Source organism: Niallia tiangongensis, assembly GCF_044704065.1.
Taxonomy (GTDB): Bacteria; Bacillota; Bacilli; order Bacillales; family Cytobacillaceae; genus Niallia; species Niallia tiangongensis.
Window position 1 is genome coordinate 2,445,610 of the sequence record NZ_CP162613.1, and the last position, 22,836, is coordinate 2,468,445.

Annotated in this window: 21 protein-coding genes; 17 read left to right on the plus strand and 4 right to left on the minus strand. The window is 33.9% G+C overall.

Annotated features, from left to right (window positions below; translation table 11 throughout):
- Positions 1-19 precede the first annotated feature (19 nt).
- Together AB3U99_RS11675 and AB3U99_RS11680 are read left to right on the plus strand one after the other, a co-directional pair.
- A complete protein-coding gene (locus tag AB3U99_RS11675) occupies positions 20-157 on the plus strand; it encodes a hypothetical protein (protein ID WP_400247745.1) in 138 nt (45 codons plus the stop codon).
- Positions 154-597, plus strand: coding sequence for a putative toxin-antitoxin system toxin component, PIN family (locus tag AB3U99_RS11680; RefSeq protein WP_400247746.1), 444 nt, complete (start codon positions 154-156; stop codon positions 595-597). Before AB3U99_RS11675 ends, AB3U99_RS11680 begins: the two co-directional genes overlap by 4 nt.
- 848 nt (positions 598-1,445) lie before the next feature.
- Here the strand turns inward: AB3U99_RS11680 and AB3U99_RS11685 are convergent.
- The gene (locus AB3U99_RS11685) at positions 1,446-1,898 is read right to left on the minus strand and encodes a GNAT family N-acetyltransferase (protein ID WP_400247748.1); all 453 of its coding nucleotides are present in this window, start codon (positions 1,896-1,898) and stop codon (positions 1,446-1,448) included.
- Between the two features lie 525 nt (positions 1,899-2,423).
- Between AB3U99_RS11685 and AB3U99_RS11690 the strand changes: the two genes are divergently transcribed.
- Positions 2,424-4,178: an ABC transporter transmembrane domain-containing protein gene (locus AB3U99_RS11690; RefSeq protein WP_400247749.1), complete on the plus strand. Its 1,755-nt coding sequence runs from the start codon at positions 2,424-2,426 to the stop codon at positions 4,176-4,178.
- On the plus strand, positions 4,171-5,982 hold the full coding sequence (locus AB3U99_RS11695) for an ABC transporter ATP-binding protein (RefSeq protein WP_400247750.1): 1,812 nt from the start codon (positions 4,171-4,173) through the stop codon (positions 5,980-5,982). Before AB3U99_RS11690 ends, AB3U99_RS11695 begins: the two co-directional genes overlap by 8 nt.
- A 78-nt stretch (positions 5,983-6,060) precedes the next feature.
- On the opposite strand, the gene AB3U99_RS11700 is transcribed toward AB3U99_RS11695, so the two are convergent.
- Positions 6,061-6,261, minus strand: coding sequence for a Spo0E family sporulation regulatory protein-aspartic acid phosphatase (locus AB3U99_RS11700; RefSeq protein ID WP_400247751.1), 201 nt, complete (start codon positions 6,259-6,261; stop codon positions 6,061-6,063).
- Between the two features lie 208 nt (positions 6,262-6,469).
- Between AB3U99_RS11700 and AB3U99_RS11705 the strand changes: the two genes are divergently transcribed.
- The 4 genes from AB3U99_RS11705 (at position 6,470) to AB3U99_RS11720 (ending at position 10,311) form a co-directional block, all read left to right on the plus strand.
- A complete protein-coding gene (locus AB3U99_RS11705) occupies positions 6,470-7,174 on the plus strand; it encodes a cytochrome c biogenesis CcdA family protein (RefSeq protein WP_400247752.1) in 705 nt (234 codons plus the stop codon).
- Positions 7,175-7,384: 210 nt separating this feature from the next.
- On the plus strand, positions 7,385-7,744 hold the full coding sequence (locus AB3U99_RS11710; protein ID WP_400247753.1) for a response regulator: 360 nt from the start codon (positions 7,385-7,387) through the stop codon (positions 7,742-7,744).
- 160 nt (positions 7,745-7,904) lie between these two features.
- The gene (locus tag AB3U99_RS11715; protein WP_400247755.1) at positions 7,905-8,378 is read left to right on the plus strand and encodes a CcdC family protein; all 474 of its coding nucleotides are present in this window, start codon (positions 7,905-7,907) and stop codon (positions 8,376-8,378) included.
- A gap of 244 nt (positions 8,379-8,622) precedes the next feature.
- Entirely contained in the window at positions 8,623-10,311 is a 1,689-nt protein-coding gene (locus tag AB3U99_RS11720) for a methyl-accepting chemotaxis protein (protein ID WP_400247756.1), read from the plus strand.
- A 120-nt stretch (positions 10,312-10,431) separates the two neighbouring features.
- Here the strand turns inward: AB3U99_RS11720 and AB3U99_RS11725 are convergent, their stop codons facing one another.
- Positions 10,432-10,686 carry a phage holin family protein gene (locus AB3U99_RS11725; protein ID WP_400247758.1) on the minus strand — a complete coding sequence of 85 codons (255 nt, stop codon included), beginning with the start codon at positions 10,684-10,686 and terminating at the stop codon, positions 10,432-10,434.
- A gap of 175 nt (positions 10,687-10,861) precedes the next feature.
- On the opposite strand from AB3U99_RS11725, the gene AB3U99_RS11730 reads away from it, so the two are divergent.
- The 7 genes from AB3U99_RS11730 (at position 10,862) to AB3U99_RS11760 (ending at position 17,403) form a co-directional block, all read left to right on the plus strand.
- A complete protein-coding gene (locus tag AB3U99_RS11730; RefSeq protein WP_400247759.1) occupies positions 10,862-11,083 on the plus strand; it encodes a DUF1659 domain-containing protein in 222 nt (73 codons plus the stop codon).
- A gap of 36 nt (positions 11,084-11,119) precedes the next feature.
- On the plus strand, positions 11,120-11,335 hold the full coding sequence (locus AB3U99_RS11735; RefSeq protein WP_400247761.1) for a DUF2922 domain-containing protein: 216 nt from the start codon (positions 11,120-11,122) through the stop codon (positions 11,333-11,335).
- Between the two features lie 101 nt (positions 11,336-11,436).
- Positions 11,437-11,574, plus strand: coding sequence for a YvrJ family protein (locus tag AB3U99_RS11740; RefSeq protein ID WP_400247763.1), 138 nt, complete (start codon positions 11,437-11,439; stop codon positions 11,572-11,574).
- Between the two features lie 227 nt (positions 11,575-11,801).
- The gene (locus tag AB3U99_RS11745; protein ID WP_031537602.1) at positions 11,802-12,002 is read left to right on the plus strand and encodes a cold-shock protein; all 201 of its coding nucleotides are present in this window, start codon (positions 11,802-11,804) and stop codon (positions 12,000-12,002) included.
- A 384-nt stretch (positions 12,003-12,386) separates the two neighbouring features.
- A complete protein-coding gene (locus tag AB3U99_RS11750; protein WP_400247765.1) occupies positions 12,387-13,532 on the plus strand; it encodes an exonuclease SbcCD subunit D in 1,146 nt (381 codons plus the stop codon).
- A complete protein-coding gene (locus tag AB3U99_RS11755) occupies positions 13,529-16,669 on the plus strand; it encodes an AAA family ATPase (protein WP_400247766.1) in 3,141 nt (1,046 codons plus the stop codon). The genes AB3U99_RS11750 and AB3U99_RS11755 overlap by 4 nt, the downstream gene beginning before the upstream one ends.
- A 194-nt stretch (positions 16,670-16,863) precedes the next feature.
- Entirely contained in the window at positions 16,864-17,403 is a 540-nt protein-coding gene (locus AB3U99_RS11760) for a M15 family metallopeptidase (RefSeq protein WP_400247768.1), read from the plus strand.
- 50 nt (positions 17,404-17,453) lie between these two features.
- On the opposite strand, the gene AB3U99_RS11765 is transcribed toward AB3U99_RS11760, so the two are convergent.
- A complete protein-coding gene (locus AB3U99_RS11765; RefSeq protein ID WP_400247770.1) occupies positions 17,454-18,500 on the minus strand; it encodes a M42 family metallopeptidase in 1,047 nt (348 codons plus the stop codon).
- A gap of 511 nt (positions 18,501-19,011) precedes the next feature.
- Here AB3U99_RS11765 and AB3U99_RS11770 point away from each other — a divergent pair.
- Positions 19,012-20,940 (plus strand): LTA synthase family protein, encoded by a 1,929-nt coding sequence (locus tag AB3U99_RS11770; RefSeq protein WP_400248044.1) that lies wholly within the window; start codon positions 19,012-19,014, stop codon positions 20,938-20,940.
- Between the two features lie 510 nt (positions 20,941-21,450).
- The gene (locus tag AB3U99_RS11775) at positions 21,451-22,701 is read left to right on the plus strand and encodes an MFS transporter (RefSeq protein ID WP_400247771.1); all 1,251 of its coding nucleotides are present in this window, start codon (positions 21,451-21,453) and stop codon (positions 22,699-22,701) included.
- Positions 22,702-22,836: the final 135 nt, after the last annotated feature.

The following is a 22,836-nucleotide window of genomic DNA, read 5'->3' on the forward strand; positions in this document are numbered from 1 at the left end:
TAATAGGGAGGAAAAAGACATGGCAACATTCGTAAAAAAAGAAGACCAAGTATTAGACTTCATGGATGATCTTCAAGACATTATTCAAAAAACAATTAGTGAAAAAAATCTAACTCCTGATGAAATTAAAGAAGCATTAGATTATAAAAGAAGATGACGAAAAAGTATAAAGTTGTTATTGATACAAACATTTTCATTCAAGGGTGGTTTTATGGTAATTCAAATTGCCAAGCTATTCTTAAACTAATAAGAGATAATAAAATATATTTAGGTTTTTCACAAGATAGTATAGGCGAATTATTATATGTTACTAAAAATTTCGCTAGAAAATTTATCGATGATAAAAATGATAGATTGAAAACTTTAAATTACATTTCAAAATTATTTTATTATGGTAGTTCAGTAAATATAGCAGATATGGATGACGTTTCTGAGATTAAAGATAAAACAGATTTAATGTTTGTGCAATGTGCCATAGGTTATAACGCAGACTTCATTATTTCAAATGACTATAAAAGTGGCATGTTCGATGTATCACAATATTCATTCAATGTTCTTTCTGCCGAAGATTTTATCGAATTAATTAATGAAATATAGAGAAACCCTCTCCTTAATTTGTACTGATTCCTAAAAGTTATAATAGAATTTAACTTTTGGAGGTTAGTACAATTGGTGAGGGTCTGTTTATTTTAGATATGAGGAAAGGTGAATATGCCCCATTTTTCATATTTTTTTTCTCTTTATTCAGAACAAAAATATGAAGAATATAAATGCAACTATTTAAAAGAGGAAATGAAGGATTCCTTTTTGGATTATTTAAAAGGAATGTTAATAAATTAAAAAGAGGATGGGACAAAACTAAATAGACAAGCTGTAAAGACGAACAATTTCTAATTTAGCTCTTAAATAACGCACATTTTTAAATAATATTGATTATTTCTGTTTTTAAATATAGTTAAGTGTAAAAGCTAATTCGTTCCATTGCGCTACAGACACTCGATGCGCAGGGGAGCAAACAAAGTCGTCTCCTCGGCTTAAATCTTGTGAGGTCTAAAGCTTGCTCTACTTCCAGCAGGAGTGGAGTGTCTTCCGCTCCATTCCACTTTGTTTTTAAAGGCTATATCATAAAAAACAATGGATGTTCGAAAAAAATGAATTAGTAGGAAAAATGGAGCAACCGGAATATACGTAGACTCCAGCGGGATTAGGGAGACAGACTGAGATCCTGCAGCCCACAGGCCGAAGCGGCTCAGTGCGAGCCCCACGGAAAGCGAAGTGTATTCCGGCTGCGGGAAATAAAAACTGAAACAGCATTTTTAAAAACTAATTAAAAAACCAAACAATCATACGAACTTTGATTGTTTGGTTTTAACTTGGGCTGAAATACTTTTGTCCCAGCCTTTAAATTATAGTAGGGGATGAAAGACTCCCTTCTGATAGAATATTTATTTTATATTTTTAACAACAGCCATTTCTTTCCCAAACCTATCTCCATAATCAATAAACCCCAAACTGGAATACAAATAATGGGCTGCTTTATTTTCGGGATGATAACCAACCACAATTTTTTTGAGATCAGGTATTTTTATCATTTCCGCCATCATTAATAAAGTGGCTGCTTTTCCTATCCCTTGTCCTTGGAAATCCTTATCAACCATTATTCTATATATCCAATGTCCATCAAGTTCTTCGATTGAAGAATTGAACATTAAAAAGCCTACTACTTTCTCTTCATAATAGATAGCAAACGGATTCAAAGTTGGTTCAAACTTGGATTGAGCAATAGAAATAGCATTTGGTTCCATAAATTTTGCTTGTTCCTCTGATAAGTGTAATTCACAGCATGTATACCAATTATCAGCATTCAGTTCTACAATTTTTACCTTGGCAGTATTCATCATTTTTTCCCCTTTCAAATTTGGGGAATCCTAAATGTTTTGTTAATTAGGCGTATTCCCCTTGGAATGGATACGATTAAATTGATTGTTTGTCATTATGAACGCCTCCTTTAACAAATTTGATTTCTAAATAAACAACCTTTATATTATATCATATTTACAGAAAATTCATTTAATTATATTTTTAAAAGCCATAAAACAAAAGCTGAGTTATTCGAACGTTTGTTCCTTTTTGTATTGACAGCTAAGAATTGCGGTATTAAACTAAATTTATACACGAACGTATATTCTCTTTTGAGGTGGGGCGGTATTTAGACAAAATATTATCGAGAAATATAAAGCAACAAACATACTAGATAAAAAGATGATTACTAAAGTAATACCATCCTAAAAGAACTAATATTTTTACTCCATTAAATATTTTGAAAATATAATAAAATTCCTTTCCAGTTCCTAAATATTTTGCTAAACTAATGAAGGGTATTTTTACATAATTAGTTGCCAACAGACAAGAGGTGTATAAGTTTGAAAGTTTTTTTCGATTTAAAATGGTATTTTATGCAGGAGAAGAAGGCATATTTTGGAGGGGTTTTCCTGTTGATTTTAGTTGCAGTTCTGCAGCTTATTCCTCCTAGAGTTGTTGGGATAGTAGTTGACCATATTCAGGGTAGGACGTTGAATTGGTCCATTTTATTGCAATGGCTAGGGATTCTAGTAGCATCAGCTATAGCCATGTACGTGCTACGTTATTATTGGCGAGTCATGATATTTGGATCAGCTGTCAAGCTTGGTAAATTATTGAGGAATCAATTATATAGTCATTTTACGAAGATGTCACAATCCTTTTATCAGCGAAATCGCACAGGGGACTTAATGGCACATGCAACAAACGATATTCAAGCTATTCAGCAAACGGCTGGGCAGGGAGTGCTTACACTAGTTGATTCATTAGCAACTGGCGGATTTGTCATTATCGCGATGGCCACCACCATTAGCTGGAAACTCACGCTTATTTGTTTATTACCAATGCCGTTAATGGCAATATTAACTAGCTATTATGGTTCTTTAATACATAAATATTTTCATCAAGCGCAGGCTGCTTTTTCTTCCTTAAATGATAAGACCCAAGAAAGTATTTCTGGCATAAAGGTATTAAAAACATTTGGGCAAGAAAAAGAAGATATAGAAGATTTCCGCAAGTCATCCCTGGATGTTGTGGATAAAAATATTAAAGTGGCCCGTGTGGATGCATTATATGATCCGACCATTTCTATTATTGTAAGTATCTCTTTCTTTTTAGCCATTGTTTTTGGTTCTCGTTATGTTATTAATGGAGAACTCAGTTTAGGACAGCTTGTTTCCTTTACTACCTATCTTGGATTACTGATTTGGCCGATGCTTGCATTTGGATGGCTCTTTAATATTATGGAAAGAGGGAGAGCTTCTTATGACCGTGTTACTGCGTTGCTTGAAACAAAAGTTGATATTATCAATAATCTGGCAGTTATCAAGACACCTCCAGCAGGAGACATTGTTTATGATTTGAAAACATTCTCCTATAATAATAAAGTAGACGTCCTAAAAAATATCCAATTTCGTCTAAAGCGAGGGCAGACACTTGGAATAGTAGGGAAAACGGGAGCTGGAAAAACAACACTCCTAAAATTGTTATTTAGAGAATATGATCATTACGATGGAAAGATAATGATTAACGGGACAGAAATAAAACAAATTGATCTAGATGCATTAAGAGTTTCTATTGGATATGTCCCACAGGAGCATTTTCTATTTTCCGCTAGTGTAAGAGATAATATTGCCTTTACAAATCCGAATGCTTCAGAGATAGAAATCCATCAGGCTGCAGGGTTAGCAAATATTCATGAGGATATCCTTATGTTTACAGATGGGTATCACACAGTTGTCGGAGAAAGAGGCGTTTCTTTATCTGGTGGTCAAAAACAGCGGATTTCAATTGCAAGAGCACTTCTGATGAATCCAGAAATTCTTATTTTAGATGATTCCCTTTCAGCAGTTGACGCAAAAACCGAGGAAACCATTCTTACAGCCTTGAAGGAAAATCGGGAAGGGAAAACGACGATCATTACATCACATCGATTAAGTGCGATTGAACATGCAGACCTTATCATTGTATTAGATGAAGGGCAAATTATTCAAAGTGGGGACCATCAAAAGCTTGTGAAGGAAACAGGTTGGTATAAAGAAATGTACCATCGCCAAGCTTTAGAAGTAATGGTCAGCATGGGGGATACAAATGGATAAGACAATTAAATTGACGAGTGAACAGCAGCGAAAAGTATTGTTTCGTTTATTGCGTTATGTTAAACCACATAAAAAAGCGGTAACGATTGCATTTGCCCTTCTAATTTTATCAACATTGGGAGAATTAGCAGGACCTTATTTAATTAAAGTTTTTATTGATGATTATTTAACACCAAGAAATTTGGAAGTACAGCCATTAGCTTTATTAGGAATCACCTATATTTTCATTCAAATAATGAATGTAGTTATCATGTATTTTCAATTGTTTAAGTTTCAAGAAATTGCGTTATACATAATCCAGCAGCTTCGAGTAGATGTATTTTCGAAGATTCATACACTTGGGCTACGCTATTTTGACAAAATTCCAGCAGGAAGCATCGTTTCGAGAGTTACGAATGATACAGAAGCAATTAAAGATATGTTTGTCAGTGTGCTTGCGACCTTTATCCAGAGTGGATTTATGATATTTGGGATCGTTATCGCGATGTTTTTTTTAAATGTAAAGCTTGGTGCTATTTGTTTAATTTTACTGCCGATTCTTGGATTTATTATTTATACGTATCGAAAGTATAGTGCAAGCTTTTATCAGGATATTAGAGAACGATTAAGCCAATTAAATGCGAAGCTTAGCGAATCTTTACAGGGAATGAATATAATTCAAGTATTCAGACAGGAAAAAAGATTAAAAGCGGAGTTTGATAATATTAATTCGAAGCACTACAAGGCGGGAATGCGGAATATAAAGCTTGAAGGATTATTGCTGAGACCGGCAATCGATCTAGTCTATACTCTAGGGTTAATTCTCGTTTTAAGTTATTTTGGAATATCTTCTTTTGCGAATCCAATTGAAATCGGTGTGTTATACGCATTTGTTAGCTATTTAGACCGCTTTTTTGAACCTGTAAATAATATGATGATGCGTTTATCTCTATACCAACAAGCGATTGTATCTGCGTTTCGCGTATTTACCGTTTTGGAAGAGGAAGATATAGAGCCAACTCTAGTTCCATATAGCAAAAATAGAATTGGAAACGGAGTAATTGAATTCCAAAATGTTACATTTTCCTATGATGGCAAACAAGATGTTTTGAAAAATATCTCTTTTACGGCTCGAGAAGGGGAAACTGTTGCATTAGTAGGACATACTGGAAGTGGAAAAAGCTCGATTGTTAATTTACTTATGCGGTTTTATGATTTTGGAAAAGGGGAAATTCTTATTGATGGAAAATCGTTGAAGAGCTTCAGCAAGCATGAACTCCGCGAAAAAATGGGCTTGGTACTACAAGATCCGTTCCTCTTTTATGGAACAGTAAAGGATAATATCCACCTATATAATAAGGAGGTAAGTGACGAAGAGGTAATCGAAGCGGCAAAATTTGTGCAAGCGAGTCAGTTTATTGAAAAGCTAGAGGATCAATACGATCATAAAGTGGTGGAAAGAGGTTCTGCCTTTTCTAGCGGCCAGCGCCAGCTCATTGCTTTTGCACGCACAATCTTGACCAATCCGAAAGTATTGATTTTAGATGAAGCAACAGCAAATATTGATACAGAAACAGAAGAGGCGATTCAATTTGCCTTATCAAAAATGCGTAAAGGTCGAACAACAATCGCGATTGCCCATCGTCTTTCTACTATTCAAGATGCGGACTTAATACTTGTCCTTCATAAAGGAAATATTGTTGAAAGAGGTAATCATCAGCAATTGCTTCAGCAAAAGGGTTTATATTATAAAATGTATCTTCTCCAAAATGGAGCGGCCGATTCTATTGAAGAAACGGTGGAGCATCAAGTAGAGCTTACCTAAAAGTTGAAAATAGGGCTTTTAAGCTGATAAAAAAACCGAAGATTTCCGTAGTATTTGCGGTAAACTTCGGTTTTTTGCTTATACATTCCATTGTTCTTTTGAACTTCGAAAGTTAGGAAATTCTTTTTTTAGATTCATTTCATTATATTTATTTAGTAATACATCTAATTCTTGACTGCATATAATGGCTGAGGACGATGAAAAACCATGTTTCATAGCAATTTCAATTAGCTCTGACCGTTTTAATTCAATTTGAGTTAGTAATTGCTTTTTTAGCATGGTAAATGGTCCTTTCCGTGTAATAATTCTGTTAATCCTATTATTTGTATAAAGAGAACAAATAGTTAGGAAACATAATTTGTTTTTATTTGAAAATGATTTATTTAATTATATCTATTTTTGGAAGTAAATGCAAAAATATCGGGGGAATACATAAACGGATAAAACAAGCATATAGTTAATAAATGGGGAAAAGGAGAGATAAATAATGGTTGATATAAACTTATTTATTGCTTTAGGTGCAGGTTTTTTAAGCTTTATTTCTCCATGCTGTTTACCATTGTATCCAGCATATTTATCCTATATAACTGGAATGTCAACTGGCCAGCTAGAAGAGGGAAATATCATTAAAAATGCTAGTTTTCTGCATACGCTATTATTCCTTTTAGGTTTTTCACTTATTTTTATTGCGCTTGGTTTCGGGTCGTCTTTCATTGGGACATACTTTAAAGCATATCATGATGAAATTAGAAAGATAGGATCCATTTTTATTATCTTTTTTGGTTTTGTTATTACTGGTTTATTGAAGCCAAAATGGTTGATGAAAGAATACCGTTTATCCTTTAAGACAAGACCAACAGGATATCTTGGCTCCTTTTTAATCGGGTTAAGCTTTGCAGCAGGCTGGACTCCATGCAATGGTCCTATTCTCGCAACAGTCCTATCTTTAGCAAGCCTTCATCCAGAAACGAGCTTGCTTTATTTAGGCGGTTACATTCTTGGATTTGCCCTTCCATTTATCTTATTATCTTATTTTATCTCTCATTTGAACAAGCTAAAAATGTATAGTTATTATTGGATGAAAATTGGCGGATATTGCATGATTGCAATGGGTATATTGTTATATGTGGACGGCATGAAATGGTTAACACGAGTCATTTCACCAATTTTCGGGGATTTTCAAGGCTTTTAATAGTCCTATCTTCTTTTATATTGATAAATAATAAGTAAGGTAGAAATTTGTTTAGGATTGAAAAAGTCAGACACATATATGCCGCGGTTTGTCACATATTATGACAAAATAGATTGAAATTATCATAAAGATTCGCTATATTGAAATAAGCGTTAGTAAATATATTTTATTAATAGATTTTTTGTTTTTGGTTGTTGAGGAGGAAGCAAGATGGCTCGAATATTGATTGTGGATGATGCAAAGTTTATGAGAATGACTCTCTCAAATATTTTAACTAAATCAAATCATGAAGTAGTTGGTGAAGGGGAAAACGGGAAAGAAGCAGTAAGATTGTATCGTGAATTGGATCCGGATTTGGTCACAATGGATATTACAATGCCAGAGATGAGCGGATTAGACGCTGTTAAAGAAATAAAGCAAGAATTTCCACAGGCAAAAATAATTATGTGCTCTGCTATGGGACAACAAAAAATGGTCGTAGAAGCAATTGAAGCTGGCGCAAAGGATTTTATCGTAAAGCCTTTTGATGATACGCGTGTATTAGATGCAATAAATAGAGTTTTAAAATAATGATTATGGAAGATTTAAAGGATATGATTTATCGTATCCGTTTTTTTTTGCCTTTTAAAATACATGTTGATTTTCTATAAAAAATGGACAGGGGAGTGATCTTGATGGTAAGATAAAAATATTGTAATGTCGACAAAAGGTTTGTAAAGGGGTTTTTTCTATGGCTTCTGTCATAATTTCAACATGTATCGCAGTGTTTATGGGTGTATTTTTTATGATTATGAGAATGAAAGCGGCTACGAAGCCAGTTTCACCTAAAAAAATTATTCTTCCTCCATTTTTTATGAGTACGGGTGCACTCATGTTTGTCTTTCCTTATTTTCGTATTACCGGCCAAGAAATTTTAGAAGCAGCTATTGCGGGAATATTATTCTCGTTACTTTTAATTAAAACAACAAAGTTTGAAATTAAGGATCAGGATATATATTTAATTAATTCGAAAGCATTTGTCTATATTTTATTTGGATTATTAGCAATCAGAATTGTTGCTAAATTTATTTTAAGTAGTTCAATTGATGTGGGTCCATTAGGCGGCATGTTCTGGATGCTAGCTTTCTGTATGATAGTACCTTGGCGTATTGCTATGTATTTCAATTACAAGAAGCTGGCAAAAAATTTAAGCGCTGTTCATTAAGTTTATTATCGTAATACTAGCTGGAATTCAAGTGCGAATTCCAGCAGTTTTTTATTTTGGAGGAAATCTATACCGTAAACAACCACTCGAATGGAAATATTTAATAAACGAAAAAAATTTTTTAAAGAGAAAACCATCTAGTAAAAAAGTCTTATTTGCTAGTATAATAGAAGAAACATAAGGAAAAATAAAAAACTTATATTTCTAATAAATGGTAATTGGTTCGTATAGAAGGGGGAAGGATATGAGATTTACGATTACAAGAAAGTTGGGGTTAGGTTTTCTCTTAGTTATTATATGTATTTTATTAATTGCGACTCTCTCTATAACACAAATTGCAAAGGTAGATAAGAACTATTCAAATGTGATTGACCAGCAAGTAAATAAGGTAATCATCTTGAAAAACATGAAAATAAACATGCTTCTTCAATCAGATGGAATAAATGGATATTTACTGACAGGGGAAACTTCCTATTTAACGAATTATGATAGTAGCTCTAAACGACTGGTAAATGATTTTGACACATTAAAAAGTATGGAAATTGATACTACTAGTAAAGAGCTATTTGAAAGCATCCAAAAGCTTCAGGCAGATTTCTTAGTTCTTGGTGATAAGGCCGTGCAAGAAAAGATTTTAGAAAATGAAGAAAATTATCTTGATTTAATTAATCAGTCTAATGACATTCGTACAGAATTTAGTAATGAAACAGATCAGCTGATTAAATATGAAGAAACAAGAATGAGTGCTATAAGAGACAAGGTAGGTAGTGAAACGAAGGTTTATATTTATATAGTAATTGCAATAAGCGGCTTTGCAATGCTTTCGGCTGTCTTACTTGCTGTTTGGATTAGTAGAACAATAGCAAGAGGAATGAAAGATTCCACCGAAATTATCAAAAAGGTGAGTGAAGGGAATCTTACAAAGCAAGAAATTAAAGGAAAGAAAAATGATGAATTTGGAGAAATGGTCCGCTCATTAAGTAAAATGAACGATGAATTGGGTGTAATAATCCAAGAAGTAAGAGATACAGCTAATACCGTTACTGCTAGCAGTGCGGAAATGGAGAATAGTGCAAAACAAACGGCAATTGTTGCGGAACAGGTTTCTAGCATTTCGGAAAAATCCGTAGAACAAGTGGAAACCCAAATAAACCAATTTCAAATTGCTGTTGAAAATTATGAGCTTATGAATAAAAGCATGGAAGAAATAACCGAACGTAGTTTCAGTATGAAAGAAAAAATGACAGGATCGATGCAGAAGGCTCAAGATGGTAATCGTTCCATTGATGATGTTGTAAATAAAATGAAGGATATAAGCCATTCTGTCGAGGATTCATCCCTGATCATTAAAATGCTGGAAGAAAAGTCAGATGAAATTAAACAAATTGCCGAATTAATAACAAGTGTCGCAGAGCAAACAAATCTATTGGCACTAAATGCAGCAATTGAAGCAGCAAGAGCAGGAGAACACGGAAAAGGATTTTCTGTTGTGGCAGATGAGGTTAGAAAGCTTGCTGAAGAAAGTAGCAATTCTGCCCACTTAATTCAAAATGTAACAGAAAGTATTCAAAAGGAAATAAGCCTGGCTGTCGATGGCATGCATAACACAAACACAATTGTAAGTGAAGGTATAGTAGAAACGGAAAAAACGAGCATCGCATTTATGGAAATTTTTCAATCTGTTTCCGATGTATCAGAAAATGTCCATGAAGTAACAAAAGAAATAGAAGAGCTATCAAAAAATAGCAAGGAAATGAAAAAGATTATGGAAAGTGTTCATAAAATATCATCAGAAAGCATTTCCTATACACAAGAAACGTCTGCAGCCTCAGAGGAGCAGTTGGCTTCTATGACTGAAATGACAGATTCAGCTAAAAGGCTGTCAGAAATTGCATCAAGGCTTCAGAAAAAGGTGTCCCATTTTACCTTATAATTTGCCATAAATAGATAGAGTCGATCTTATTTTGTATAAACAAAAGGAGGATCGACTCTTTTTTTGCAACAAACATGTATTCATCCTTCTTCCATCTATCTTAAGGATATGGTTATTTTGCTAATCCTTATAAAGCGTTTGTTTTGCAAGCTGGTGTCCGAACACAGATACGCCTGCAGCTATAATGCCATTGGTAACTGCTTCAAAGCTAAATCCATATGCAAAAGTGGCTAATATAATTGAAGTTAGGAGAAGAATCCAAATGATGGACCAATCAGGGATTATTGGCGTTTGTTTAAGGGCATAGCCGATGATCCATAGAACCGGTACTAATATATAATAATGATCAAGTAAAAAAGACTGTAACCACTCCACAGTATTTTTCCCTCCTTTTATCCTATATTGTTAGCATATGTTCAAGGGAGAAATATGATTGTTTAAATAACCTATGCTTAGAAAATCCCCAAAGAAAAGCTCCATCTTATTTTTTATGAAAACTGTCCTTTTTCGTCCCTTTCCTCTATTTATTAAGTGAAAGGAGGTGATAAAGATGGCAGAAGCAATTTGGAATGAATCGAGTTTAAAGTTAATGTTTCTAAATGGCATGAAGGAAAATGGGGATCCCAATTATATTACGAAGACGTTTAAGAATGTAAAACAAACGGCAACCCCTGAACAGCTGGATGCGGTAGCAGCAGGTTTATCATCGCTAGTCACTTATACTTTGTTCTCTATTGAAAGAAATGATGTGTCAGAAATAATTCAGCCGTAATAACGCTAAAAATAATGAAAGAAAGGAGAATCACAAATGGCGAAAACGTTAGAATTAACTTTTGAGACGAGTAATGGGAAGGCAACAAAGATTTCCCTTGAAAGTCCCGTTGAACCAGTAAATTCAGAACAAGTATTAACAGTCATGCAAAGTATTATTTCATCTAATGCATTAACTAGTCCGAACGGAGAATTAGTTGCCGTGAAAGGGATACGTCTCGTTGAAAGAAATGTGACAGATTATGAGATTTAAGGATTAATAAATCTCTTTACAAAATATCGCTTTAGGGCTAGTGGTATTCATGCCAGTAGCCCTAAGTAATGAAGGAGAGATTCAATAAGGGGGAATTTATAATGGAAGAGTTGATCTCATTTATAAGCCAAGTAGGATTTCCAATTGTAATCAGCTTCTATTTGCTGAATAGAATTGAAACGAAACTGGATATAATGATCAAATCGATTCAAAGTTTACCTGAATTAATTAAAAGATAGAAGCACAGAATTTTGCCTATTAATTGCAATTGTTTGAAAAATGAAAGGGTTTTCTATTGACAATAATAGCTAAAAATGTTAAATTTACATTAACCGTTATTAACGTATTTAGTATGTCATTTATTGATCTACCTTATGTTTGAGTGATTAATAGTTTAATGCTTATGCGATGAAAATGGTAATATAAAGATGAAGCTAGCAAAGCTTATTTAGGAGGATTTTTTCACATGAAAAACGGTAAAGTTAAATGGTTTAATGCAGAAAAAGGATTTGGTTTTATTGAAGCAGAAGATGGAAATGATGTATTCGTTCACTATTCAGCGATTCAAGTGGAAGGCTTTAAATCTTTAGAAGAAGGCCAAGACGTTTCATTTGAAGTAGTTGAAGGTGCTCGTGGACCTCAAGCTGCTAACGTTACTAAAATATAAAAATAGCGATTCCTCATATAAAAAAGGTCAGATCTCTTAAAAGGATCTGACCTTTTTCTATACCATATTCTTCATTGTTTACAACCAATCTATTAGAATTAAATCATTTCTTTTATGTTAATAGAAATAATTGGTTTACGTCTTCTCTCATTCCTACTCGTATAAAATGTTTGTTATAATAATAGAATATATGCTTTTATCTCCATGAGAAGGTATCATGATTTAACTGCTTTGAATGAATAGAAGTAAAATATAAGAGGACATGCAACTTATAAATAGGGCTAAGAAATAAACGGGGCAAAAACGACTACTTTATTTGAAATTAATTATTGTAAAATAATTTAGCAAATGTATTCTTTTTTAATGAATTTAGGGGTGAAAATAGTGAAATTTATTCATACTGCCGATTGGCATTTAGGGAAATTAGTTCATGGATTATACATGACAGAAGATCAACGTTTTATGCTTAAACAATTTATGGAGCTAGTAGAAAAAGAAAAGCCAGATGCTGTCATTATTGCAGGTGACTTATATGATCGCTCCATTCCGCCAACAGATGCCGTTAACTTACTTGATGAAGTTTTATATTTTATCAATGTTGAGCTAAATACACCGATACTTGCTATTTCCGGAAACCATGATAGTGCAGAAAGATTATCTTTTGGAAGCTCATGGTACCAGAAAAATCAATTTTATTTAAATGGTAAAATCGAAAATAGCTTTTCACCTGTGTCTTTAGCTGGTGTTAACTTCTTCTTAGTACCATATTGCGAACCTGTAGTAGTCAGAAAAATGCTAGAGGATGATACGATACTAAATCATCATGATGCGATGAAGGCGATTATTGGTAACCTGGAAAATAATTTGCAGGTTAATGAACCAAATGTATTGATTGGTCATAGTTTTGTACTTGGCGGAAAAACATCTGATTCCGAGCGGATTTTATCTGTCGGAGGATCAGGATGTGTCGGTGCAGAATTGTTTGAGCCCTTTTCTTATACCGCTCTAGGCCATTTACATAGCCCTGATGCAATTAATCATCAAACGGTTAAATATTCTGGCTCCTTAATGAAATATTCTTTTTCCGAAGCGAGGCAAAAGAAATCAGTGTCGATTATTGAAATGGATGAAAAAGGGAATTTTACACAAAAATATCATGCTCTAACACCGCAGAAAGATATGAGAGAGTTAGAAGGCCATTTAGAAGAACTGCTAGATGTAAATTTTTATCAGCAACAAAAAGTAGAGGATTATTTGAAAATAACTTTGCTTGATGAAGGAGCGATACTTGATCCAATTCAAAAGCTAAGACAAGTCTACCCTAATGTTCTTCACTTAGAAAGAAAAATCGAAAACAAAGATCGAAAAGAAAAGTCTATTTTGCAAGTACAAAAGGAAATACAGCAAAATGAACTTGAATTATTTGCATCCTTTTATGAAGAAATGACTACAGCTTCCTTTTCAGAAGAGAAAAAGGATTGGATGGCGAGTGTTATTAATCAAGTTCTAAGAGAGGAGGGACAAAAATGAGACCATTAAAACTTACTATGCAGGCATTTGGTCCATATGCCCATAAAGAGGTTATTGATTTTACTATTTTAGGCAATCGTACAATGTTTGTTATCTCTGGAAAAACAGGTTCAGGTAAAACTACTATTTTTGATGGGATTAGCTATGCTATTTACGGAAAAGCAAGCGGGGAAGATCGCAATGGACCAGAATTGAGAAGTCAGTTTGCGCATGATTCCTTGTTAACAGAAGTCAGTTTTGAATTTAAATTAAAGGAAAATCGATATTTAATCACTCGATCTCCACAGCAAGAGAAGAAAAAAGAAAGAGGAGATGGATTTACGACAATTGGGGCGAAAGCGGAGCTCTTTACATTTGATGAAGATGGAAAGGAATTGCTTGTTGCCTCTTCTGTTCGTGATGTCGATGAAAAAGTGAAGGAAATTATGCAAATTGATAGCAATCAGTTTCGCCAAATACTGATGATTCCACAAGGGGAATTTCGCAAATTACTTACATCAGACAGCAAAGAAAAAGAAAATATCTTGCAACGCTTATTCCATACAGAAATGTATAAGCGTATTGAAGATAAACTAAAGGAGCAGGCACAAGGACTAAAAAAGGAAGTGGAGCAAAAGGTTTTATTGCGCAGCAATGCATTATCTAAAATAGCTGCTGTATTTAATAAGGATTTAATAGTACTAATGGAACAAGGCAGTGAGAACGACGTAGCAATTCTTCCGCTATTAGAGCAAGAAATTGAGTCCATGGAGGAAGAGGTAGGAAGATTACAAACCAAGGTTGACGAGAAAAATAAAGAACGAGATGTCATTAGACAGCATTTATTTGAAGCAGAATCGATAGTAAAGCAAATGAAGCTAAAAGAAGAGCTTTCCATACATTTAAAGGAATTGGAAAGTAAGAAAACGGAATATACAGAAACAGAAAAGAAAATCGATTTGGCCCAAAAAGCTGCCATACTTGCTCAGCAAGAGGAAATTTGTCATCACTTAAAAAGACAGATCGATGACAGCAAAGTAGAAGAAAAGGCAATTCGAACATCTTTAGAAACGCTTAAAGCACAGCTAATGGAAGCGGATCAACTATATAAGGAAGAACTAGCGAAGGAAGAAGAACGTAAACAATTAGCTAATTACCTTGTTGAATTAAAAAATATGGAAAAGGATGTTCTGCAATATGCGGAAGTAGAAGGAAAGCTCCTCCAATTAACAAAAGGAATGGAAAGCCATGCTTCTAAACAAGAAATCCTTCAAAAACAACGAAAAGAAAAAGAAACCACCATTCAAAAGTATAAAGATCGGATAAAGCAACTAGACGGAATGAAGGAATTGCTTCTAGATAATAAAGACAAAATGCGTAATCTGCAATCTATATTAGAACGAATAAATGAATATATAGAAGTGGCAGATACTGGTATGAAACGAATGGCTGATGCTAAAACGAAAAAACAAATGCTAGATAATGCGTTAAAAAGATTGCAAGATGAAAAAGCATTAGTAGAAGAACTTGAAAATAAATGGATTGCCAACCAATCGCTTATTTTAGCAACCAGCTTAAAGGTGGATGAAGCATGCCCGGTTTGTGGAAGTGTACATCACCCGAACCCTGCAACAAATCTTATTCACACCGAGGATGTCTCAGAGGAAGATCGAAAAAGCGCAAAAAAGGATCTTGAAAGAATAGAAAAAGAAAAAATAATAGCAGAAACTGCTTGGCTCGAAGCCAATGCACAATGGAAATGGTTTTCAGAAGATGCACAGAATAAGCTGAAAAAAGTTGTCGATATCTATCCTTCGTTTACGGATGAGGATAGCACGATAGCAGCAAATATAATTAAAAATCAACTGCAGGAATTGAGTCTCGAGCAAAAGAAATTAGAGGCACAAACAACAGAGATGGAAAAAATGAAGAAATCCTTATCGGATGTAGAGGATCAATTTCAGGAAGTGCAAGCACAGCTTGAACAAACAGCAGAAGTGATGAGAGAAACTACCATTAAATATACAGAACATAACACAACCTTAAAAAAAATGAAGGATACGATTCCACCTGATTTGCGGGAATTACCTAAGTATCAAAAAGTATGGAAAGAAAGCACTCTTCATTTGGAAAAACTGGAAGTTCAATTTGCATTGGCACAGGAAAAGCTGCAGAATACGAAAGAAAAATCGCAAAAGGAGTCGGTTCGTTTAGAAAGTCTGGAAAAACAAATCAAGCAGTTATCCGGCAGCTTACAGACAGAAAGAGAAATATTCTTAGAAAAAATGGCAAAGCAAGGTTTCCCAACCTATCGCTCCTATGCAGAAAGTAAATTGCAGGAACAAGAAGTAGAACAGCTAAAAACAGCTGTACAAGCATATCGAGAAGAGTGTCGTTCTGTTTCAGATCGATTAAAGGATTTAGAAGAGGCACTTAAAGATATTGCTGTTCCAAATATGGAAGAGCTCAAAACGAAGCTAACAATAATAGTGGAAGAAGCAAATAGATTTCAGCAAGAGCATACAAATATGCTAATAAAACAAAAAGAAAATAAAGAAATTCAGGATCAAGTAGTCGAAATAAATCGGAAAGTAAAAGAACTAGAAAATCAATTTAATCTTGTTGGACATTTATATGATATTTCGAGAGGGCAAAATGCACAAAGAATTACATTTGAACGCTATGTTCTTGCATCGTTTTTAGATGAAATATTACTTCAAGCGAATAGTAGACTTAAAAAAATGACGAGTGGGCGATATCAGCTTGTCCGAAAGAGCAATCGATCAAAGGGAAATGTGCAAAGTGGCTTAGAGTTACTCGTATTCGATCAATATACTGGACAAGAAAGACATGTTAAAACATTGTCAGGCGGAGAAAGTTTTAAGGCAGCACTATCCTTGGCATTAGGTCTAAGTGATGTCGTACAAAATTTTGCTGGAGGAATTTCACTGGAAACAATGTTTATAGATGAGGGCTTCGGGACATTAGATCCAGAGTCGTTAGATCAAGCAATTGAAACACTGATGGATATCCAAAACTCAGGACGATTAGTCGGAGTAATTTCCCATGTTCCTGAATTAAAAGATCGAATGGAAGTAAGACTAGAGGTTATTGCTGGACAAACTGGAAGTACCACTCGCTTTGAATATTTACATTAAATTGTAGGCGGGGAAAGGGATATGGAGATTGTTAAGCCAGTGACTGTATTGGAATTAAAAGAGTAGAGAAGGTGAAATAGATACCCTCTCTTTGACTGGGTATCTATTTCACCCTACCTAAAAAATTATCTGTCTATCCAAAAATGATGGGCAAAATGAATTAAAAAACAAGATTACAAAATGGGAGCGTTATTTTGCGAAAGAAAAGAAAGAAACATGGGAGAACATTCTTTATTTTTTTGATTTTTATCTTTATTCTTCTATTATATTGGAAATTAAATCAGCCAGATTATAGCGACGTACCAATGCCTGCTAAAATGAATCCAATTGTAAATGAAAAGAAAGCCATCCTTGTACAGAAGGCTGGAGAGATTGGCATTCGAGTAGTGATTACAGAAGATTTTAGAAGTGTAGAAGAACAAGACCGTTTATATGAGCAAGGAAGAACGACAGAAGGTTCGATTGTAACCAATGCAAAGGGCGGGGAGTCTTATCATAATTATGGACTAGCTATAGACTTCGCTCTTTTAGATATTAATGGTGTAGTCATCTGGGATATGAATTATGATGGCAATGGAAATGGCAAAAGTGATTGGATGGAGGTTGTGGAGATTGCAAAAGAATTAGGCTTTCAATGGGGAGGGGACTGGGCTAATTTTAAGGATTATCCCCATTTTCAAATGGATTTTGGCTTAACAATGAATGATTTGCAAAAGGGCAAAAGACCAGAATAACAAAAAGGAGGATGACTCATAATAATGTCATCCTCTTTTTTTCAACAACTTTAAACTAATTCACTTAGTAAATAATGATAAATTAGTTTTCCTGTTGCCTCAACAGAAGTAAAATGGGTGCGTTCATAGGCATGAGAGGAATCAATTCCAGGACCGATTAATGCATGCTTGATATCATGACCAGAACGAATCGCCGCAGAGGCGTCAGATCCATAATATGGATAAATATCTAACTGGTATGGAATCTCCTTCTTATCTGCTAATTGAACAAGATGTTTTCTTAACGCATAATGATACGGTCCGCTAGCATCCTTCACACAGATTGATACCGTGTACTCGTCAGTTGCTTGTCCGTCTCCCATTGCTCCCATGTCTACAGCCATATATTCAACTGTTTCTACAGGAATATTTGAATTTCCTCCATAACCAATTTCCTCGTTATTGGAAAGAAGGAAGTTTGTAGTATAAGGTAATTCAATGTTATTTTCTTTTATCTGTTTCATTAATAATAAAAGAATTGCAGCACTTGCTTTATCATCTAAATGTCTGGATTTAATGAATCCTGAAGGAGTAATCTCTACACGTGGGTAAAAAGAAACAAAGTCACCTACAGAAATGCCTAGATTTTTCACATCTTCTTGATTCTTCACAATTTCGTCAAGGCGAACTTCCATATTGGCTTGATTACGCTCAAGCGTTCTAGCTTCTTTATATACATGCACAGATGCTTGGTGAAGAAGGATGGTCCCTGTATATGTTTTACCAGAAGAAGTTTCAATCATACAATTTTCCCCTTCAATACTGTTGTATGTGAAACCTCCAATTAAATCTAAGCGTAGTCTGCCGTTTGGTTTAATTTCCTTTACCATCGCTCCAAGTGTATCGACATGTGCAGTAAGCATGCGTTGCTTGTCTGTAATTTTGCCAGGAAGTGTCGCAATCAATCCTCCTTTATTATTTTTATAAGTAGAAATATTGGCATCGTGTAAATATTTCTCCATTAATTGAATAATGGCTTCTGTATTCCCTGATGGACTAGTGACATTAAGCAACCGCTCTAACACAGCTAAATATTCTTTTTGATCAATATGTATCAAAAGAAACTCCTCCTTTTACTATCCATTCCATTATACTATTAAATAAATGAATATTAAATATGCTTGTTCGCTGTTTGGCTTACTTATGAACGGGGTAGATAGAGAGGACTGTGAGTATTTACCATTTTCATTTTAGAAAATATCTGCTAATATACATTCTTGTCGAAAAAACGAAAAAACTGTTCTTTTGTCCCTTTTTTTCGTATAAATATAGATATTGCTGGAAATATTCATTAATTTAATGTAAGATGTGATTAATTTGAAATCTACTTTATGTAAATTTATAGTAATAGGAAGTAAAAGGAATAACCCTTTTGAAAATGATGTGTTATAATGGATAACGTCATTTTCATCAGCTGCTACTTCTTGATAGGATGAACAAAAGGAAGGGCAGTAACATATGTAGATAAGGTAGCACTATTTAAGGGAAAATAAACAAATTACATTAGAAATTGTAAATTTTGAATTGAGGTGAACGGGATTGAAAGGTACAGCAGAATTATTTCGTAAAATGTTATCTAAACATTCTTCTTTCTTTTTAATCGCCATATTTTTATTTTGGATGAAAACGTATATTGGGTACAAGGTAGAGTTCAGCATTGGTGTAGAAGGACCTATGCAGGAATTTCTATTATTTATTAATCCATTAAGCTCTGCACTGCTCTTTATCGGACTTGCTTTATTTGTTAAAGGGAAAGCACAGCCTGTGTATATTACGATTAATACAGCGTTAATGTCAGCTTTATTATATGCAAACATTGTGTATTATCGATTCTTTACAGACTTTATAACAGTCCCGGTAGTAATGCAGGTGAAAGTTAATGGTGGACAACTAAGTGATAGTGTTTTATCACTTCTTAAACCATATGATATTCTTTATTTCCTAGATGTTATTATTTTAATCGTGTTGCTAGCAACAAAAGCGTATAAACCTAACATACAGAAAAATAGAAGAGCGGCAAAATCTGTTTTTGCATTAGCTATTTTGACATTTGTTATTAATTTAGGTTTAGCAGAGGCAGATCGCCCGCAATTATTAAGTCGATCATTTGATAGAAACTATTTAGTGAAATATTTAGGCGCATACAACTTTACTGTTTATGATATCGTGCAAAATGCTAGATCTGAAAGTCAAAGAGCTTTGGCAGACAGCAGTGATATTACAGAAGTGCAAAACTTTATTAGTGCTAATTATGCTGAGCCAAATGATAAATACTTTGGAACAGCTGAAGGTAAAAACGTTATTTACGTTTCATTGGAATCACTGCAAAGCTTTATTATTAATTACGAATTAAACGGAGAAGAAGTAACGCCGTTTTTAAACTCATTAATTAAAGACGATAATACATTCTATTTTGATAACTTCTTCCATCAAACAGGGCAAGGAAAAACATCTGATGCAGAATTCATGATGGAGAATTCCTTATATGGAATGTCTCAAGGAGCTGTTTTTGTAAATAAAGCACAAAATACATTACAATCAGCACCAGCAATTCTTAAAGGGGAAGGATATACTTCTGCTGCCTTCCATGGTAACTATAAAACTTTCTGGAATCGTAATGAAATGTATAAAACGATAGGGTACGATTATTTCTTTGATGCTGAGTATTATGATATGTCAGAAGAAAATACGAAAAACTATGGAATGAAGGATATACCGTTCTTTGAACAGAGTATCCCTTTGCTTGAAGGATTAAAGCAGCCATTCTATACGAAGTTTATTACGTTATCTAACCACCATCCATTCGAAATGGATGAAGGCGATACGGACTTCCCAGCTGGTGACTTTGGCGATAATGCTGTAAACCATTATTTCCAATCTGCTCATTATTTAGATGAGTCAATTCGTTTATTCTTTGAAGACTTAAAAGAATCCGGATTATATGATAATACGGTTATTGTTATGTACGGTGACCACTATGGTATTTCTGAAAACCATAATAAAGCAATGGCACAAGTACTTGGCGTCGATGAAGTAACACCATTTATGAACACACAGCTTCAGCGTGTGCCGTTATTTATCCATGTACCAGGAATAGAAGGAAATGTAGTAAGTAAATTCGGTGGTGAAGTAGATGTAATGCCAACATTAATGCATCTTCTAGGTATTGATACAAAGGATTATTTACAAGTTGGTTCTGATTTACTTTCTGAACAGCATCGTGAAACAGTTCCATTTAGAAATGGTGACTTTGTGTCTCCAACACTTACAAAGATTGGTGATAACTATTATAATGCTGATGGCGAGTTAGTTGATGCAGAACAAGGTGCTGAACAAGCAGAAGCAGCTGCTGCAGAATTACAAGCATCTGACAGCATTGTAATGAAAGATTTATTAAGATTCCATAAGCCGAATGGATTCACGCCAATTAATCGTGAGGATTATCATTATATAAAAGGTTCTACAACAACTGAAACTGAGGAATCAGTAGAAGAATAGAGTGCAATAAAAAAATCTCTTTCCATTTGGAAAGAGATTTTTTTGCCTTTAAAAGAGAGGCTGGAAAAACAATAATAGATAATCTGTAAAGACAAACAATTTCTATTTAGCGCTTATATAAAGGTTACTTTCTCTCAAAAAAATATTTTTTTAATAGAAAAAATTAATTGTTTGGAAAAACTGAGCAGCCTGAATACACTTAGACTCCCTATGGGATTAGCGAGAAAGGTGAGACCTCACAGGAGGCTCACCGCATGCCCCATGGAAAGCGAAGTGTATTCTGATATGCGGGTAATAACAATAAACTTTACTAAAAATGCGGTTTTAAAAAGTTAATAAAAAAACTTATATCCAGTCACTTTTTTGCTTTTTAAAGAGTTTTAAATGTTCAAAAATATTTCATTAAAATCTTTTTAAAAAGGGCTTGCAGGTTAAGAAGTATGAGAGTATGATAACTATGAATATTTCAGAAATTGAAATAATTATGAGAAGAAAAAGGATGATATAGGAATGATGGAATCAGAACAGACGAATTCAGAAAATGAAAGGCTTAGCATCAAGAATGGAGTTTACACAACGATAATTTTGAACATCTCTAATAACTATTTTCCCCTCTTTGCAATAAGTGTTTTGGGAGCAACCAATTATCAGGTTGGTTTAATTAGCTCGCTTCCTCAATTTATTGGAATGTTCGCGATGATTATTGGTTCAATGATCATTAATCGGCTTCAGGAGAAGAAGATGTTTACCGTGTATTCTTTTTTAGCTGCAAGGCTTTTTTTAGTTGGTATTGCATTAGTCGTTTTTATACCTGATAAATATCAAGTAATCGTCTTTGTTGTTTTGGTCGGACTCATGAATTTTCCTTTTTCCTTTGCGAATTTAAGCTGGCAGGCGTTCATTGGAGACATTATTCAAGAAGATAGACGAAGTGGCTTTTTTAGCACAAGAAACAAAATGATGACGTTAATTGGCATGATTTCTACTTTTTTTATTGGCATATTTCTTCAGTTTTTCGATAAAGCGGATCCGATTCCTTATGTTGGTTTATATTTATTAGCTTTTGTATTTGGCTTGCTGGAATTGCATTATTTAAAAAAGCATGTGGAGCCGAAAAAGAAAGAATTGCCTAAGGAAAAGTCTACATTTTTTGGGATTTCTGTCTTTAGAAATAAAGCTTTTTTATATTTTATCATTAGTGCCTTGTTTTTTAATTTTGCATGGCAAATGTGTTGGATCTTGTTTAGTATCTATCAAATAAAATACGCTGGAGCAACAGGATTATGGATCAGTTTATTTGCCGTTGCTAATTCGATTGGTCAAATTATTAGCTTTAAATGGTGGGCAAGAATGGCAGATAAGCATTCCAATGCAAAGATGCTAATTTTAGTGTCAATCGGAATGGCAATTGCGCCATTCATAACGATTATTTCAACTAATCTTATTTTTCTTGTGATAACAAATATTTTTGCAGGATTATTTGTATCAGGCACTGTCTTAATGCTATTTAATCAATTATTAGATGTGACAACAGCGGATAATCGCAGTTTATGTATTTCTAATTATAATATTTTACTTGCTTTTGTCGCTTTTATTGCACCACAATTTGGCGTTTTTCTTTTAGAAACAACGGATATTTATACAGCTATGAATATTTCTGGATTTTTAAGAGCTTTTAGTGGGATATTTTTCTTTCTCCAATATATATATTTAAAGAGAAGAGAGGGAGTTTCATTCAAACGCAAGATGGCAAAAATATAAATACACATAATAAATCCCATATCCGTAAAGGATATGGGATGTCTATTCTTATTATAGTGGAAAATCAATTCGAAATATGTTAAAATAAATGAATCTTTTAGTGATGTCGTTTTTGTGAAATAACTATAAATTATC

Excerpts from the sequence above, each read along its gene's own strand:
- AB3U99_RS11675 (WP_400247745.1), top strand. The coding sequence starts at position 20 with ATGGCAACATTCGTAAAAAAAGAAGACCAAGTATTAGACTTCATGGAT.
- AB3U99_RS11680 (WP_400247746.1), top strand. The coding sequence starts at position 154 with ATGACGAAAAAGTATAAAGTTGTTATTGATACAAACATTTTCATTCAA.
- AB3U99_RS11685 (WP_400247748.1), bottom strand. The coding sequence starts at position 1,898 with ATGAATACTGCCAAGGTAAAAATTGTAGAACTGAATGCTGATAATTGG.
- AB3U99_RS11695 (WP_400247750.1), top strand. The coding sequence starts at position 4,171 with ATGGATAAGACAATTAAATTGACGAGTGAACAGCAGCGAAAAGTATTG.
- AB3U99_RS11700 (WP_400247751.1), bottom strand. The coding sequence starts at position 6,261 with ATGCTAAAAAAGCAATTACTAACTCAAATTGAATTAAAACGGTCAGAG.
- AB3U99_RS11705 (WP_400247752.1), top strand. The coding sequence starts at position 6,470 with ATGGTTGATATAAACTTATTTATTGCTTTAGGTGCAGGTTTTTTAAGC.
- AB3U99_RS11710 (WP_400247753.1), top strand. The coding sequence starts at position 7,385 with ATGGCTCGAATATTGATTGTGGATGATGCAAAGTTTATGAGAATGACT.
- AB3U99_RS11715 (WP_400247755.1), top strand. The coding sequence starts at position 7,905 with ATGGCTTCTGTCATAATTTCAACATGTATCGCAGTGTTTATGGGTGTA.
- AB3U99_RS11720 (WP_400247756.1), top strand. The coding sequence starts at position 8,623 with ATGAGATTTACGATTACAAGAAAGTTGGGGTTAGGTTTTCTCTTAGTT.
- AB3U99_RS11730 (WP_400247759.1), top strand. The coding sequence starts at position 10,862 with ATGGCAGAAGCAATTTGGAATGAATCGAGTTTAAAGTTAATGTTTCTA.
- AB3U99_RS11735 (WP_400247761.1), top strand. The coding sequence starts at position 11,120 with ATGGCGAAAACGTTAGAATTAACTTTTGAGACGAGTAATGGGAAGGCA.
- AB3U99_RS11740 (WP_400247763.1), top strand. The coding sequence starts at position 11,437 with ATGGAAGAGTTGATCTCATTTATAAGCCAAGTAGGATTTCCAATTGTA.
- AB3U99_RS11745 (WP_031537602.1), top strand. The coding sequence starts at position 11,802 with ATGAAAAACGGTAAAGTTAAATGGTTTAATGCAGAAAAAGGATTTGGT.
- AB3U99_RS11755 (WP_400247766.1), top strand. The coding sequence starts at position 13,529 with ATGAGACCATTAAAACTTACTATGCAGGCATTTGGTCCATATGCCCAT.
- AB3U99_RS11770 (WP_400248044.1), top strand. The coding sequence starts at position 19,012 with ATGTTATCTAAACATTCTTCTTTCTTTTTAATCGCCATATTTTTATTT.
- AB3U99_RS11775 (WP_400247771.1), top strand. The coding sequence starts at position 21,451 with ATGATGGAATCAGAACAGACGAATTCAGAAAATGAAAGGCTTAGCATC.